Below are 15668 nucleotides of genomic sequence, written 5' to 3'. Positions count from 1 at the left end.
CACACTATTGAGTTCTCAAACATCGTTCGCACACTCAGCGCAATGAATGTTTATTATTCACCGTCTTGAGCGGCTGGAGTTCATACTCTAGTAAACAAGTTTAAACCTTGTCAACTGGGAGTTAATCTCCGCGTCACCAGCGTCTCGCGGCGACTTCGATAAATATACGCACACCCCCAACAAACAACAAATCCCCAGGTATTCATACGTTTTCGATGAGTCCTAGTCCCGATTGTGAATCGCATGTCCAGAAAACGACGAATCCCGCCGCACAAGGCGGCGGGATAGGCATGGTCTGCTCCGACTAAGAAGACCGGTTGTTAGCTGAGCTTGGCACCGGCGAAGTTCTTCTTTCCTCGTCGCAGAACAAGCCACGAACCGTGAAGCAGATCCGTAGTGTCCGGCTCCCACTCATCAGACTCAATGCGTTTATTGTTGACGTACGCGCCACCTTCCTTGATGGTGCGTCGGGCAGCGCCCTTCGAATCGGCCAAGCCAGCGGCAACCAACAAATCAACAATGGTTCGCGGCTCCCCTGCGAAAATCTCTGCCACAGTGGTCTCAGACAAGGCACCAGCCAGGGTATTTTCGTCCAAATCAGTGAGCTCAGCTTTGCCGAACAGTGCCTGCGCTGCTAGCTCCACAGCCTTCGTAGCCTCTTCACCGTGCACCAATGTGGTCATCTCCTGGGCCAACCGGCGCTGCGCTTCACGACGGAATGGTTCGTCCGCGACCTTCTGTTCGTAGGAAGCAATCTCTTCCTGATCAAGGAAGGTGAACCAACGCAGGTAGTCGATGACCACAGAGTCGCCAGCGTTTAGGAAGTACTGGTACCACGCGTACGGGGACGTTTTCTCCGGATCCAACCACAGCTTTCCGCCACCGGTGGATTTACCGAACTTCTGCCCCTGGGCGTCCGTAACCAACGGAACGGTAAGGCCGTGAACCTTCGCACCGTTGACACGTCGGTTGAGATCCACGCCGGATACGATGTTGCCCCACTGGTCGCCACCGCCGATCTGCAGGACACAATTCAGCTCATTATGCAGGTGCACGTAGTCGTTGGACTGGAGCAGCATGTAGGAGAACTCAGTGTACGAGATTCCGTCGGACTCCAAGCGACGCTTGACCGTGTCACGGTCCAGCATCGTATTCAAAGAAAAGTTCTTTCCCACGTCGCGCAGGAAGTCAATGACAGACATCTGAGAAGTCCAGTCCGCGTTGTTGACCATGGTCGCCGCGTTCTCACCCTCGAAGTCAATGAACTGGCGCAGCTGCTTCTTGATAGCCACCATATTCTCATTGATGGTCTCCTGCGAAAGCATGGAGCGCTCCCCCACATCCCGCGGGTCGCCGATTTGCCCCGTAGCGCCACCAGCGAGGGCGATTGGGTGATGCCCGGCCTTTTGAAAACGGCGCAGCATAATCATCGGCACCAAGTGGCCCGCGTGCAAGGAGTCACCCGTGGGGTCGAAGCCGCAATATAGAGTGATGGGTTCCTCGCAAGCCGCGCGGAGGGCGTCGAGATCTGTGGACTGGTTAATGAGGCCGCGCCACTGCAGCTCATCAATGATGTTCATGGAGGCTCCTTTTACTTCGATTCCGGCTTGACGGGATAAGTGTTCGCAAAGACCACTAAATTCGCGGGATGCGTCTTAGGCATCGTCGTCAGTTGGCGGCCACGGCGTTGCGTGATCGGCCAGCATGACGGGAATACCGTTTTCAATGGGATAGGCCACCCCTAGCCGGTCATTGACCAGTACCTGTTCTTCTTCCAGGTAGTTCAGTGGGCCTTTGTCCTGCGGACACACCAAAATGTCGAGCAGCTTCGGATCAAGACTCATACCCGCCAACCCTACACCTCCTTGGAATCTACAGAAGGAGTGGTCCCACCAAATTGCAGCTTCAGCGCCATGGAGTGATCCTGCAGGCCACGGACCGAGTTCTGGGCAATGGCGTCACGAATCTCCATCATCTCTCGATTGAGTATCCCCAGCGCCTCAGTTACCTCTTTGACCGCAGCGGGCTCGTTGAGTTCCGTTACTTCTAAATAGGACTTCACCAAACTGCTCGAGTGCTCCTCAATCATGTCGCGGACAAGGGACTGCTGACTTGGGGCATCATCGAGCCTGTCCCAGTTGTTGAGCACCCACGTTGCCGAGGCGTCGAACTCCGTCCACGCGCGGTCTACGGGCGCCGGAATGTCTCGGCGGTGCAGGCTGTAGCGAGTGCTCTTCAGGCTTGTGGTCAGCCGGTCCGCCTCAGACACCGGAGGGGCTGGAAGCTCCTTGCCCTGCCTCTCCGGCGGGATGAGGAATCCGGCTGCCGCGCCGCAGCTGGCCGCCACGATGGGCCAAAGGAAGCCCAGTCCGCCGCCAGTGAGGAAGTGCAAGGCAGCGACGAGCACCGTCACTACAACTGTGGCAATTACCTTGCGAGGGGTTACGTCGTCCATGGATGCCTGCCTTCCTTGACAATGGAGAATGGTGTTTTACTGATAAGCGCGAATTTCTTCGAAGGCCCCGGCCAGATCACCGTCAAGGGCGTTGAAGGTTTTGCCGCCGGTGAGTTGGGCTAGCTCCTCCATCTCTTGAACATTGGCTTCACCGTACAAGATGACGAACACCGGGATATCCTTCTTGTCCGGTGGGAGCTGTCCGTACGCTTCCTTGAACTGAGCAAAGGTTCGGCCACGAGTGACCTCACCGTCGGTCATGAGCACCACGGTGCCAATATCGCCGTCGCCAGCGCTCAGCTCATCAAAGGCTTTAAGCACTGAGTCGAACGTGGCGGTTTCTCCGTCGGCCTGCAAATCCTCTACTCGATCCGCCAGTTCTTTGACCGAGCCCATGTTTTCGGTATCCATCACAGCGCGGGTCACTGGCTGAGGTTCGGACGAGTACGGCATGAGCTTGATTTGCTCGCGGTTACGGAAAGCAACCTGGCCTTGTTCTGCGGTATTGCCGTCCGCAGAGCCGTCGATAAGCGGGCGCAAACTGCTCTTGAGAAGCTCGATACGCTCACCTTCCATAGAACCCGAGGTATCCAACACAAGAGACGTGTTGCCGGGTTTGCGCAGCTCGTGGGCGAATGCGGCCTCCAGCGCCTGTGCAGTCTTCTCGTTAGCTGGATAAGGAAGCTCGAACATGGTGCCGGGCAGATCGGAATTGTCCACGCGCAGGTGGTAGCTCTTCAGCAGCTGGGGAGAATCACGCAACCAGTCAGCCAGCGCCTGTACCTTAGCTTCTGCGTCATCGTCTGGGGAGCTATGAAGGGCCGTGAGTGGATAATCCGCGGAAATAACACCATCGGAAGGAATGACTACTTGTAGGTCTGCGCCTTCGTCCTGGAGCTGATAGAGCACGGATTCGTAGTTAATAATCGCGTCCGCTTGCTCCGGATGCTCGCGGAAGCGATCCGCCAACCATCCCGAGGAGCCAGAGGTGAGCGTCTGATTACCAAACAGGTCTTGGACCTTGTCCGAAGCCTTGTAGATATCCTCCTCCGTTAGCGCTCGGCCAGTGTCCGCGAAAGCGGTGGTGGCCGCAGACAAGGCGGAGAAACCCGAGTTCGACGTTGATGGGTCGGTCATCCCAAAGGTGATACCTGAATCTGAAATCTCCTGCCAGGTCGGCTGCGTGGTGTCCCATCCGTGCTTGCGTGCGATATCTTTATGCACGCCCAACGCCACAGGTGAGCGCGCGACGCTGAATTCCTTTCCCAACTTGCTATCGGCACCAATGATGCGGGCGTAGCGGTTGGTGGCGAACCACGTGGCGTCATAGTGACGGTCAAAGGTTCCTTGTTGCAGCGAACGGGAGTTCTCCAACGTGCCTGACTCCGTGGTCATGGTGATATCAAAGCCGAGCTCCTCGGAGGCCTGTTCCAGGACCGGCTCCAGCGGTGCAAGCTCCGTTGCGGCGACAATCTTCAGGTCACCGTCTTGCTCTTGCTCGCTTGAGGTTGAGTCGTCGAGCCAACTGTTTCCACTGACAGCGGAACAAGCAGCAAGAGTCATCATGCACGACACGGCGACGAATGCCTTCAGGGATCGCAACATTCACATCATCCTTTCCGGGAGTTCGTTTCCCGTGATTAATCCCAGCTCTTGCTGAATGGCTTCAATGTCTTGCCAAGACGTGGGACTTTGTTGAGTTGGCAGAGGGAGAGGGCTGTACTCCACGTCGGCGACCAGCTTGTCGAAGATGCTGGTCGGCTCCGTGCGGTATCCCTGCATCGCGGCAACACCTTGAATTGAACGGTCACTCACCGCGGCGGCGAAAGCATCACCTTCCTCCGTCTGCGGGACGACGGTGGAGGTCAGCATTGCCCCTGGGACGAGGGCTAAAGGAGTGTAGTCCTTGAGCTTCGTGCTGCCCTCAGAATCTGATTGCTTTAAAAGTTCGGCCACGTACTCGGCTTCGGTGGCCAACACCATGGGCATCTCGCCCTTCCCAAGACGCAGGTAGGTATCAAAAATTCCCTGCGTGCTAGCCTCTCCGTGCCCTTGACCGACGAGTAGTCGCTGCATGACATCATCACCGCCTGCTCTTCCCCCGACGGAACGAATCAGGGCGGCATACTGCAACGCTGCATTGGATTCGCGGAGGCTGGGAACCGCAACATCGACAACGCGAGGAGATCCAAAAGACGGGCTAATATCGCGCCAGCGTGTGCCTTCCTTTGACATCTCGTTCAGTCTTGCAAGATCGAGGGACTTGTTACCGCCGTTGTCAACCACCAAGCCTTGAGATTCCATATCGCCCACCAAATCCGTATAGACCAGTGCGATGAGCGGCGTAGAGAATGCAACGACCGAGCGCGGGTCAGCTCCAGTGATGGTCGTGGATTTATCCTTGGTCTCAGCAACACGTGCCGCGCCATCCACAACGGGCATGACGAAGTCATAGTCAGGGTCGGGCCTGCTAGCAATCTCTACCAAGTCCTGGGGCGAGAAAACGTCATACGTCACCGAGATGCCAACCTCTGCAAATACTTGTTGCTGCTCCGCGGCTTTAAAAAACTCCTCATCTTCCGGACTGATGGCACCCTTCACGTGGAGGAGGTCGCGATGCGAGGAGGGCGAACTGGGAAAGCTAAAGCTGGGCATCGAAATCCAGCCACGCCCCACGACCACGGAGACGATAGCGACAACCAGGAAGGCGAGGGCTGCGATAACTGACTTCTTTCGTCCACCCGGCTGTGCGCTACTCATGACCTAAATCATAAAAGGCACTCCGCCATGGTGCTCGACTTACCGATCACGCACCCCCGATGCAGTCCCCCGCTGTTGCTACCCGAAAGCGATTGCCCCAATAGGAACTGCAAAGACCAATGCGGCCACAGCGGGACAGAGAAAAGCCCGGCGACTCTGTCCCGACCATTGGGCTAAAGAAGCGAAGGCACGTTCGCGACCAAAGAGAAGAGGTCCTTAGGGTCCTCCGGGTTGGCAATGATATCGATCTCTGACTCCAAATCAGTACCCCTTACGGAATCACGAAGGTAGCGAAGGGCAGAAAAGTCATTGATGGCGAATCCGACATCGTCGAAAAGCGTGATTTGTTCATCGCTTTCGCGGCCCGTCGCCTGCCCAGTAAGTACCTGATAGAACTCGACCACTGGGAAGTCTGCCGGCTTCTGTTGAATCTCGCCCTCGATGCGCGTCTGTTCCGGGAACTCAACAAAGACCTTGGACTTGTCCAAGATAGAGCTCTCAAGCTCGGTCTTACCCGGGCAGTCACCGCCGACCGCATTGAGATGCACGCCAGGCGCGACGTGATGCTCGGCCAGGATTTGGTTCTGGGCTTTATCGGCCGTGCAGGTGGTGATGATGTCGGCGCCCTGTACGGCTTCATCAACACTTGAGCAGGCTGTGATGTTGAATCCCAATGGCTCCAAGTTTCGCTGGAACTTTTCTACTGCCTTCGGGTCAATGTCATAAATAGCGATGTCATCGATCCCCATTACACCGCGGAATGCAAGGGCCTGGAACTCTGACTGCGAGCCAGCCCCCACCATGGCCATACGCTTGGAGTCTTTTCTGGCTAGGTGCTTTGCCACCATGGCGGAGGTGGCCGCCGTGCGCAGTGCCGTAAGCAAAGTCATTTCGGCCTCGAACGTGGGGTAACCGTTGTCGACGTCAGCAAGCACGCCAAAAGCAGTTACCGTCTGAAAGCCACGTGCGGGGTTCGAAGGATGACCGTTGACGTACTTGAAGGAGTACTCCTTGCCATTGGAGGTAGGCATGAGTTCGATGACGCCGAACGGGGTGTGAGAAGCCACGCGTGCGATTTTGTCGAATCGCTCCCATTCGCGGTAGTCCGCCTCAAGGTAGTCCACCATTCCGATAATGATGTTTTCTACTCCCTCACGCTGTATCCAGCGCGCCATATTCTCTACATCTACGAACTTGACAGCATGGTTCATTGCAATCTCCGATCTTGATTCTTGTATTAGTTCTTCGGGTGAAGGTCCGTCTGCGGCGCGGCTGGGAAGCGCGAGGTAGGAAGGTGCTTGGCCTTCCTCTCCGCCGCGATGGTGTAGATACGCTCACGCCAGGCAAACCACATGGCAGCGAACACCGGAATGAGAAGCAGCGTAGAGGCCAGAGCGAAGGTTCCGATTGGGTAGTCAAAAGCCATAAGGATAATGACCACCGCGATGAAGGCAAGCACAGACCAATCACCTGCTTGGCCGAAGGGCGAGCGATAATTTGGACGGGTATAGCGCCCCTTCTTTGCCAGGTGCACAAATTTGATGTGCGACATGGCCACGGCGGCCCACGACGCCAACGTGCCCAGCGCGGCCAAATTCAACACGATTTCGAATGCCATCTCGGGCACCACATAGTTAAGAAACACACCAGCGAGACCGACGAAGGCGGCCATCACGATGCCTCCATAAGGAACGCCAGATGTGGACATGCGGGCACCGAATTTGGGCCCGGAGCCAGCAGTAGACATGTTGTACATGATGCGGCCCGTCGAATACAGACCGGCATTCAATGAGGAAATCGCAGCGGTGATTACCACCAGCTGGAAGATAGGCGCAGCATAACCTGCACCAAGTGACTCAAAGAAGGTCACGAATGGCGATACTTCTGTGACGTAGGTGGTGTAGGGCAAAACCAGGGTCAGCAGCAGCACGCTGCCAAAATAGAAGACCACGATACGGAATAGAACACTATTCACCGCACGCGGAATATGCTTTTCGACGTCCTTTGTCTCACCCGACGTGGTACCTACCAACTCGATGCCTGCATAGGCAAAGACAACGCCCTGGATGACAATTACTGCAGGCAACAGGCCATTAGGAAGCCAACCACCGGCATCAGCAATAAGGCTAAAACCGGTGGGGTCACCGTTGGGGTGGCCCAGAATAACCACCCCGATGGCCACCACCATGAAGACCAGGAGGGCGATGATCTTGATCATGGAGAACCAATACTCCAGCTCGCCAAAGATCTTTACCGAGAGCATGTTGAACAAGAGGATGCTGCACACAACGCCCAGGGCCAGCACCCACTGCGGGACGGCGTCTAACCACGAGGTGTACTGACCAAACCATTTGATATAGATGGCCACGGCCGTGCCATCTGCGACCAAGGTGGCAGCCCAGTTTCCCCAGTAGAGCCAGCCGGTGACAAAAGCGGTCTTCTCGCCGTAGAACTCACGGGCATAAGAAACGAAAGAGCCGGAGCTTGGGCGGTACACGATGAGTTCGCCGAGCGAGCGCAGGATGATATAGCCGAAGAATCCGCACACCAAATACAAAACAGCGAGGAAGGGCCCCGCCGTTTGCAACCGGCCACCGGTGCCGAGCAAGAGCCCGGTGCCGATAGCTGAGCCGATGGCGATCATCTGCAGCTGGCGGTTACTCATCCCCTTCTGCAGTCCGTGATCTTCCGAGGCATAGACCGCTTTCTCTTTTTCGTGCGACTCCGTGTTCGGTGGCCGAAGTAGTTCAGTCATCAGGGAGATAGTCCTTTCCGCGTTAAGAACGTGCCTTTGCTTCACATTCCCTAATGAAACGTTATAGCAACCTAATGAGACCCCCATCACCATCCACCCCCCACAGTGCTTCACAGCACAAACACACGCAGCCAAAACGAGCGGCCTCCCCTACCCCCGCGCACAAAAAGAACCGCATGGCCGAAAGCGGCCATGCGGTGACAAAGCTTGTTGAGACTAGCGCAGTGGAGTTTCTGCCCACTTCCGCGCGGCAGCAGCGCACTCACGAACCTTTTCACGCTGCTCCGCCACACGCACACCAGCGGTGCCGCCCTTGGTAGAACGTGAGGCCACTGCCCCATCGATGGTGAGAACTTCACGAACCTCGGGGAGCAAGCGCTTATCGACGCCCGCCAACTCCTCATCCGTGAGGTCCACCAAGTCAACACCCCGAGCTTCCGCAATTTGCACGCAAGCACCGGAGGCCTCGTGCGCTTCGCGGAAGGGAACGCCCTGGCGCACCATCCACTCGGCCAAATCAGTAGCCAAAGTAAAGCCGCGGGGGGCGAGCTCGCGCATGCGATCTTCGTGGAAGGTCAGGGTCTCAATAAGGCCGGTCATAGCCGGTAGCAGCAGGTTGAGCTGTGCCACCGAATCCACGATGGGTTCCTTATCTTCCTGTAGGTCACGGTTGTAAGCCAGAGGCTGCGCCTTCAACGTGGAGAGCAATCCTGTGAGGTTGCCGATGAGACGTCCCGTCTTGCCACGGGTCAGCTCCGGAACATCCGGATTCTTCTTTTGCGGCATGATAGAAGAACCAGTGGACCAGGCATCGTCCAGAGTGACGTAGCCATACTCTGGAGTGCACCAGTAGATAATCTCCTCGGAGAGACGGGACATATCTACGGCAATCTGAGTAAGGACGAAGGCCGTTTCAGAAGCAAAGTCACGCGCTGCCGTGCCATCGAGAGAGTTCTCTGCGGAGGCATCAAAGCCGAGCTCCTCAGCAATGGCTTCCGGATCCAAGTGCAGCGAAGAGCCGGCGAGCGCTCCCGAGCCATAAGGTGACACAGCCAAGCGCTTATCCAGATCCTGGAGGCGCTCAATATCACGCAGCAACGGCTGCGCGTGAGCGAGTAGTTCGTGTGCCAACAAGACCGGCTGCGCTGCCTGGGAGTGGGTCTTACCCGGCATGATCGCATCCGGGTGAGCTTCGGCTTGACCAGCCAAGGCCTCCACCAAGTCAGTGACCTGGAGTGCGATATCGCGAATGGCGTCACGAATCCACATCCGGAACAGGGTGGCTACCTGGTCGTTACGGGAGCGGCCGGCACGCAAGCGCCCGCCTACCTCGGGGCCAACTATGTCGATAAGCCCGCGTTCCATGGCCCCGTGCACGTCCTCGTCGGTCGGCAGCGGTCCAAACTCGCCGGAGGCAACCTTCTCCCCCAGCTCACTGAGTCCAGAGAGCATGGTGTCCAAGTCGGCGTCGGAAAGCAGGCCCGCCTTGTGCAGAACCTTGGCATGAGCCTTGGAGGCTAGCACGTCATAGGGCGCCAGCACCCAGTCGAAGTGGGTAGATACGGACAGGGCAAACATCGCCTCGGAGGGGCCGCCCGAAAAGCGGCCGCCCCACAGCGCACCCTCATTGGTCTTGTGCATCGATTCCTTACCTTGGCTTAGTTGTTCTACTTGCCCGTGGGGAAACCGCCGTCGCGGTCACGCTGGTTGGAGATTTGCGTCGACAGGCCGTGCAGCTGGACAAAGCCCTTGGCAGCGGTCTGGTCGAAGGTATCACCGGTGTCATAAGTGGCCAGGTCGAAGGAGTACAGGGACTGGCCCGAACGGCGGCCATTTGCGGTGGCGGTACCAGCATGCAGAACCATGCGGATATCGCCGGTGACGTTCTCCTGGGTGGACTCGGTGAAGGCATCCAACGAGCGCTTCAGCGGAGAGAACCAGAGGCCGTCGTAGACCTCCTCGGACCAGCGGGCGTCGGTAAGGCGCTTGTAGCGAGCCAACTCGCGCTCCACAGTGACATCTTCGAGTGCCTCGTGGGCCTTGATGAGCACCATGGCGCCCGGTGCCTCGTAGACCTCGCGGGACTTAATACCCACCAGGCGGTCTTCCACCATGTCGAGGCGGCCAATGCCCTGGGCACCAGCACGGCGGTTGAGCTCCTCGATAGCCTGCAGGACGGTAACCGGCTTGCCGTCGATGGCGGTGGGCACCCCCTTATCGAAGGTGATGGTCACCTCATCCGGAGCATTGCCCAGATCCGGCTGCTCGGTGTAGGCGTAGAGATCCTTTGTCGGCGGGTTCCACAGATCCTCCAGGAAGCCGGTCTCTACCGCGCGGCCCCAGACATTCTGGTCAATGGAGAACGGGGAGGCAGCGGACTGCTCGATGGGAAGGTTGATTTCCTCGGCAAAGGCGATGGCCTTGTCGCGGGTCCAGGCATAGTCACGCGCGGGAGCAATGATTTCCAGGGTGGGATCCAGCGCGCGGAAGGAAACCTCGAAACGCACCTGGTCATTACCCTTGCCGGTGCAGCCGTGGGATACGTGAGTACCACCGTGCGCCTGGGCTGCCTCGACCAGGTGCTTGACGATGAGCGGGCGGGAAATAGCAGACACCAGTGGGTACTGCTTCATGTACATACCGTTCGCCTTGATGGTGGGCAGGCAGTACTCTTCGGCGAACTCATCCTTAGCGTCAACCACGATGGACTCGACGGCACCGCAGTCAAGAGCGCGCTGACGCACGGAGTCCATATCCTCGCCGCCCTGACCCAGGTCAAGGGACACGGCGATAACCTCGCCACCGGTCATCTTGGCCAGGTAGGGAATGGCGACGGATGTATCCAGACCGCCAGAGTAGGCAAGCACAACGCGTGCAGTCATAGTATTTGCTCCTTTAAGACAAACAGGTGCTAAGAATCGAACTAATTTATATTATACAGACTTACGTATAAATGTTAAATGCTGCGGTTGGTGAGCTTCTCCGCCAGCTCCCGGCCCCCTAATCCCTCACGGGCGAGGACGAAGATGGTGTCATCGCCCGCGATGCAACCGACGACATCCGGCAAGCCCACGCGGTCGATGAAAGATGCCAAATACTGCGCGGCACCCGCGGGGGTGCGCAACATCGCAATATTGCCGGAGTAGTCATGCGACACCACGAGCTCATCGAGCATGCGGCGTAGCTTCTCACGCGGACCGTTGAGTTGGTCTTCGAATTGCTCCAGCTCGCCGCCCACAACGTAGAAAGAACGGCCACCATCGCGTTTTACCTTTTTAGCGCCCAGCTCGTCGAGATCACGCGACAACGTAGCTTGCGTGATGTCAATTCCCTCATCAAGCAAAAGCTCAGAGAGCTGAACTTGGCTCGTGACCCGAGTGCGGTCGAGTATCTCCAGAATCTTGGCCTGGCGGGCATTGCGCGTAGTTGGGGTCGTCGTCATTCGTCTACTTCTCCTCCTGAGCTGCAAGAAGCCACACGAGTAGCGCCTTCTGTGCGTGGAGGCGGTTCTCCGCCTCATCAAAGACGCGGGACTGCGGCCCATCAATCACATCGGCAGTCACTTCATTGCCGCGATAAGCCGGAAGGCAATGCAGGAAGATTGCCCCTTCCTTGGCGCGCGCCATGACTTCCGAGGTGACCTGGTAAGGCAGGAACGGGGTCCGGCGGTCCTTGCCATCATCTTCCTGGCCCATCGACACCCACGTATCGGTGATGACAACATCGGCGCCGTCGACGCCGTCGAGGGAATCGGTCACGGTCACCGTGCCGCGCTTGCGTGCGCGTTCCACAAACTCCGGCTGCGGCTGGAAACCTTCCGGCGCAACAATCGTCATCTCCATGCCCGCGGTTGCAAAACCCAGCATGTAGGAGTTGGCCATGTTGTTATTGCCATCGCCGAGGTAGACGGCCTTAAGGCCGGTCAGCTCGCCAAAATTCTCGCGGCAGGTCACCAAATCCGCCAGGATCTGGCACGGGTGCAGGTCATCGGACAGAGCGTTGACGATGGGTACCGTCGCGGTTTCAGCCATCTCTAGCAGGTTTTGGTGCGCGTAGGTGCGCCAGACAATTGCCTCGACAAACCGGGAGAGAACAGCAGCGGTGTCCTGGTACGTCTCGCCTTTGCCCATCTGCGTGGACTTTGTCTCCGTGACGATGGCGTGCCCGCCCAGGTGAGCAATTCCCGCCTCGAAGGAGAATCGCGTGCGCGTCGACGTCTTGTCAAAAAGAACCGCGACCGACTTCGGGCCCTCCAGCGGACGCTCGGAGAAGGGGTCCTTCTTCAGCTTCAAGGCAAGGTCCAAGACCTCTGCTTGTTCCTCCGGTGTGAGGTCGTCATCTGCCAAGAAATGGCGCACGCTCATCCTATTTCCTCCAGTACCTTATGCAGGCGATCGATTGCTTGCGTGAGTTCCTCATCGGTGATCACCAACGGCGGGGTCAAGCGCAAGACCTCGCTGCTTGGGGCGTTGAGGATGAGACCGTGGTCCAAGCCTGCAGCCACAACGTCCTTAGCCACCGATTTATTTAATACAACACCTAGCATAAGCCCTCGGCCCCTGACTGACTGCACCGCCGGGATTTTGGCCACCTCACTGCGCAGCCACTCCCCCTTTCGGGCGACGTCGGCGAGGAAGGGGTCGTCGACAAGCTCCAGCACCGTTGCGGCGGCCGCACAGGAGACGGGATTTCCGCCAAACGTCGTGCCGTGGGAACCCGGGGTGAAGAGATCCTTAGCCTGTCCACGGGCAATGGTGGCGCCGATCGGCATACCCGCGCCCAAGCCCTTAGCCATGGTGATGACGTCTGGAAGAACGCCCTCATGTTGGAAGGCAAAGAAATCGCCGGTGCGGCCCACACCAGTTTGAACCTCATCGACAATCATGAGGATGCCGTGCTTGGTACAGAGTTCCCTCACGGCGCGCAGGAATCCATCGGGCGCTGGAATCACACCGGTCTCCCCTTGGATGGGTTCCAGAATGATGGCAGCGGTATCTTCCGGGTTCTGTTCCACCAAGGTGGTCAAGTAGTCAATGTCGCCGTAGGTATAGAACTCCACTCCGCCTGGGAAAGGTTCGAAGGCCTTGCGCTTGGCAGGTTGCCCGGTCATGGCGAGAGAGCCCATCGTCCTGCCATGGAAACCGTGGTGCGCAGCGAGGATGCGGCGGCGGCCGGTCAAGCGTGCCAGCTTAAAGGCAGCCTCATTGGCTTCCGCCCCGGAGTTTGAGAAAAAGACACGGGCCTCGCTATCCCCCACCTTCTCCAGGAGTTTGCCCGCAGCCTCGACGACGGGTTTGCTGGCAAAGAGGTTGGAGACATGCCCAACGGTCGCCACCTGGGCGCTAACCGCCTCGACGATGGCCGGGTGGGCATAGCCCAGGGAGTTCACGGCAATGCCGGCGAGCAAATCGATGTATTCTTTACCGTCTTCATCGGTCACCGTGGCGCCCTTGCCGGACACGATGGCCACGGGTGGGGTGCCGTAGGTGTTGCTGAGCACTTGCCCCCAGCGTTGCGTCAATGTGGTCTGCGCGGTCACTTGTTATCGTCCTTCCTGAAGACCGTTCCTTCTGGATAGTCCTCACGGTTGTAATCATTGGGCAGCACCATCGTGCCGATGCCGCCCGTAGTGAGCAGCTCTAGTAGCACAGCGTGGGCGGTACGCCCGTCGATGACGTGAGCAGCGCTCACACCGCCCTCGACGGCCATAAGGCAGGACTCCATCTTCGGAATCATGCCCGAATCCAGGCCTGGGAGCAGGCCTTTGAGTTTGTCGACCTCAATTTTCGACACCAGTGAATCGCGATTGGGCCAGTCGGTGTACAGGCCCTCCACATTGGTGAGGATGACAAGGCACTCAGCACCCAGTGCTCGTGCCAGCGCACCGGCGGCGATATCCGCGTTGATGTTGTAGACCTCGCCGTCATTTCCGGGAGCGATGGTCGAGACCACCGGAATGCGCCCAGCCTCAATGATGTCCATGACGGCGGAGGGATCGACGCTGACGATGTCTCCCACCATGCCGATATCGGTGGGCTCGCCGTCGACGTCAACGAGCCGTTTGCGGGCCTTAAACAGACCCGCGTCCTCACCGGAGGTTCCCACGGCGTAGGGACCGTGGGAGTTGATGAGGTTCACCAGACCGCGCCCCACCTGGCCGAAAAGAACCATGCGGACCACGTCCATGATTTCCGGGGTGGTCACGCGGAAACCACCCTTGAATTCTCCTTCAATGCCCAGCTTGCCCAGCATCTCATTGATCTGCGGGCCCCCGCCGTGCACCACCACGGGCTTAGCGCCCACGGTGCGAAGGAAAACCATGTCAGCGGCGAAGGCGGCCTTGAGAGAGTCATCCACCATCGCGTTGCCGCCGTACTTCACGACGACGATCTTGTCGCGGTAGTGCTGCAGCCACGGCAAGGCTTCCGCGAGCACAGTGGCGCGGTCTACATTGCTGAGTCCCTGAATCATCTTTCCTCCCTGCTTCTCTTAGGAGCTGTACGCGGAGTTGATCTCCACGTAGTCGTGAGACAAGTCGGTGGTGCGCACGAAAGCGGTACCGCTTCCGCCAGTACCTAGGTCAACGCGTACGTCAATGTCAGCTCCGGAAAGATCGACATCACGCGCGCCGGGCGCGCCAGTGGAGCCAACGCACACGGCCTGGTCATTGAAGAACACCGAGATGTTCTCCGGATCCATATCAGCATCCGCCATGCCCACTGCGGCGAGCACGCGACCCCAGTTGGGATCCGAGCCGAACATCGCACACTTGAAAAGGTTGTCGCGCCCCAAGGTGCGCGCGGCGTTCAGCGCCTGTTCATCGGTGGAGGTTCCTTCGACCGTGATCTTCACGCGCTTGGTCACCCCCTCGGCATCTGCCTGGAGCTGATCCGCGATATCGGAACACACCGCCAGAACAGCAGCATCCAGCTCTTCCTGGCTAGGCTCTACACCGGAAGCGCCAGAGGACAGGATGATGACCGTGTCATTGGTGGAGGTCGAGCCGTCAACGTCAAGCGTGTTGAAGGTCTGATCACTAGCAGTCTGCAGGGCCGAGCGCAAAGCTTGCGGGGAGGCCACGGCATCCGTCGTCACGCATACCAACATGGTGGCCAGAGAGGGAGCCATCATGCCCACGCCCTTGCCCATGGCACCCATGCTCCAGCCCTCGGCCTTGAAGAGCGATTCTTTGACCACGGTATCGGTGGTCATGATTGCCTCCGCGGCGGCCTGACCGTGCGATTCGTCAGAACCGAGATCCCCGGCAATCGCTTCGATACCGGCCAATGCCTTCTCCATGGGAAGCAGCTCTCCGATAAGACCCGTCGAGCACGCCGCGATGTTGACTGCGGGGATATCTGTGTGCTCGGAGACAGCGGCTACCATCGCCGCCGCATCCTTGTCCCCTTGCACGCCGTTGCAGGCATTCGCGTTGCCTGAGTTATAAATGACGGCTTGGATGGCACCGTCCGCTACTGCTGCACGGGAAAGCTTCACGGGAGCGGCCACCACGCGGTTACGGGTAAACACTGCGGCTGCATCAAAGTTGGGACCTTGATTGACCACAAGGGCCATATCCGGCTTTCCGGAGGGCTTAATCCCAGCCGTCGTGGCGCCAGCGAGGAAGCCGGCGGGTGCAGTAATCATTTCTAGTTTCTCCTTGTCTAAGCGGAACTACAGTTCCAGCGGGATTGCGTA

General features: G+C 58.2%; 14 protein-coding genes. All 14 read right to left on the bottom strand.

The window, feature by feature from the left end:
- Positions 1–320: 320 nt before the first annotated feature.
- The 14 genes from tyrS to argJ all read right to left on the bottom strand — a co-directional run bounded on the left by tyrS (position 321) and on the right by argJ (position 15617).
- Positions 321–1580: a tyrosine--tRNA ligase gene (gene tyrS / locus HMPREF2967_RS06160; RefSeq protein ID WP_070685562.1), complete on the bottom strand. Its 1260-nt coding sequence runs from the start codon at positions 1578–1580 to the stop codon at positions 321–323.
- 75 nt (positions 1581–1655) lie between these two features.
- On the bottom strand, positions 1656–1844 hold the full coding sequence (locus tag HMPREF2967_RS06155) for a Trm112 family protein (RefSeq protein ID WP_070523125.1): 189 nt from the start codon (positions 1842–1844) through the stop codon (positions 1656–1658).
- Between the two features lie 11 nt (positions 1845–1855).
- Positions 1856–2455 (bottom strand): hypothetical protein, encoded by a 600-nt coding sequence (locus HMPREF2967_RS06150; protein WP_070685559.1) that lies wholly within the window; start codon positions 2453–2455, stop codon positions 1856–1858.
- Between the two features lie 36 nt (positions 2456–2491).
- A complete protein-coding gene (locus HMPREF2967_RS06145; RefSeq protein ID WP_070685557.1) occupies positions 2492–4060 on the bottom strand; it encodes a vWA domain-containing protein in 1569 nt (522 codons plus the stop codon).
- A complete protein-coding gene (locus tag HMPREF2967_RS06140) occupies positions 4061–5215 on the bottom strand; it encodes a hypothetical protein (RefSeq protein WP_070685554.1) in 1155 nt (384 codons plus the stop codon).
- Between the two features lie 173 nt (positions 5216–5388).
- A complete protein-coding gene (locus HMPREF2967_RS06135; protein WP_070685551.1) occupies positions 5389–6426 on the bottom strand; it encodes an ornithine cyclodeaminase in 1038 nt (345 codons plus the stop codon).
- Between the two features lie 26 nt (positions 6427–6452).
- The gene (locus HMPREF2967_RS06130) at positions 6453–7970 is read right to left on the bottom strand and encodes an amino acid permease (RefSeq protein WP_070685548.1); all 1518 of its coding nucleotides are present in this window, start codon (positions 7968–7970) and stop codon (positions 6453–6455) included.
- 216 nt (positions 7971–8186) lie between these two features.
- Positions 8187–9611, bottom strand: coding sequence for an argininosuccinate lyase (argH, locus tag HMPREF2967_RS06125; protein ID WP_070685545.1), 1425 nt, complete (start codon positions 9609–9611; stop codon positions 8187–8189).
- A gap of 26 nt (positions 9612–9637) precedes the next feature.
- Entirely contained in the window at positions 9638–10852 is a 1215-nt protein-coding gene (locus HMPREF2967_RS06120; RefSeq protein WP_070685542.1) for an argininosuccinate synthase, read from the bottom strand.
- A gap of 74 nt (positions 10853–10926) precedes the next feature.
- Positions 10927–11412, bottom strand: coding sequence for an arginine repressor (locus tag HMPREF2967_RS06115; protein ID WP_070529935.1), 486 nt, complete (start codon positions 11410–11412; stop codon positions 10927–10929).
- Between the two features lie 4 nt (positions 11413–11416).
- Positions 11417–12334, bottom strand: a complete 918-nt coding sequence (gene argF, locus HMPREF2967_RS06110) for an ornithine carbamoyltransferase (RefSeq protein ID WP_070563127.1) — start codon at positions 12332–12334, stop codon at positions 11417–11419.
- A complete protein-coding gene (locus HMPREF2967_RS06105) occupies positions 12331–13509 on the bottom strand; it encodes an acetylornithine transaminase (RefSeq protein WP_070685539.1) in 1179 nt (392 codons plus the stop codon). Before HMPREF2967_RS06105 ends, argF begins: the two co-directional genes overlap by 4 nt.
- Positions 13506–14441, bottom strand: a complete 936-nt coding sequence (gene argB / locus HMPREF2967_RS06100; protein ID WP_070685536.1) for an acetylglutamate kinase — start codon at positions 14439–14441, stop codon at positions 13506–13508. The genes HMPREF2967_RS06105 and argB overlap by 4 nt, the downstream gene beginning before the upstream one ends.
- A gap of 18 nt (positions 14442–14459) precedes the next feature.
- On the bottom strand, positions 14460–15617 hold the full coding sequence (gene argJ, locus HMPREF2967_RS06095) for a bifunctional glutamate N-acetyltransferase/amino-acid acetyltransferase ArgJ (RefSeq protein WP_070685533.1): 1158 nt from the start codon (positions 15615–15617) through the stop codon (positions 14460–14462).
- Between the last annotated feature and the right edge of the window lie 51 nt (positions 15618–15668).

Origin of the sequence: Corynebacterium sp. HMSC059E07, assembly GCF_001814395.1 — a bacterium.
Lineage (GTDB): Bacteria > Actinomycetota > Actinomycetes > Mycobacteriales > Mycobacteriaceae > Corynebacterium > Corynebacterium hesseae.
The sequence above is the reverse complement of the archived record's forward strand: the minus strand, read 5'-3'. Positions and strand labels throughout refer to the sequence as shown.

Excerpts from the sequence above, each read along its gene's own strand:
- tyrS (WP_070685562.1), bottom strand. The coding sequence starts at position 1,580 with ATGAACATCATTGATGAGCTGCAGTGGCGCGGCCTCATTAACCAGTCC.
- HMPREF2967_RS06155 (WP_070523125.1), bottom strand. The coding sequence starts at position 1,844 with ATGAGTCTTGATCCGAAGCTGCTCGACATTTTGGTGTGTCCGCAGGAC.
- HMPREF2967_RS06150 (WP_070685559.1), bottom strand. The coding sequence starts at position 2,455 with ATGGACGACGTAACCCCTCGCAAGGTAATTGCCACAGTTGTAGTGACG.
- HMPREF2967_RS06145 (WP_070685557.1), bottom strand. The coding sequence starts at position 4,060 with ATGTTGCGATCCCTGAAGGCATTCGTCGCCGTGTCGTGCATGATGACT.
- HMPREF2967_RS06140 (WP_070685554.1), bottom strand. The coding sequence starts at position 5,215 with ATGAGTAGCGCACAGCCGGGTGGACGAAAGAAGTCAGTTATCGCAGCC.
- HMPREF2967_RS06135 (WP_070685551.1), bottom strand. The coding sequence starts at position 6,426 with ATGAACCATGCTGTCAAGTTCGTAGATGTAGAGAATATGGCGCGCTGG.
- HMPREF2967_RS06130 (WP_070685548.1), bottom strand. The coding sequence starts at position 7,970 with ATGACTGAACTACTTCGGCCACCGAACACGGAGTCGCACGAAAAAGAG.
- argH (WP_070685545.1), bottom strand. The coding sequence starts at position 9,611 with ATGCACAAGACCAATGAGGGTGCGCTGTGGGGCGGCCGCTTTTCGGGC.
- HMPREF2967_RS06120 (WP_070685542.1), bottom strand. The coding sequence starts at position 10,852 with ATGACTGCACGCGTTGTGCTTGCCTACTCTGGCGGTCTGGATACATCC.
- HMPREF2967_RS06115 (WP_070529935.1), bottom strand. The coding sequence starts at position 11,412 with ATGACGACGACCCCAACTACGCGCAATGCCCGCCAGGCCAAGATTCTG.
- argF (WP_070563127.1), bottom strand. The coding sequence starts at position 12,334 with ATGAGCGTGCGCCATTTCTTGGCAGATGACGACCTCACACCGGAGGAA.
- argB (WP_070685536.1), bottom strand. The coding sequence starts at position 14,441 with ATGATTCAGGGACTCAGCAATGTAGACCGCGCCACTGTGCTCGCGGAA.
- argJ (WP_070685533.1), bottom strand. The coding sequence starts at position 15,617 with ATGATTACTGCACCCGCCGGCTTCCTCGCTGGCGCCACGACGGCTGGG.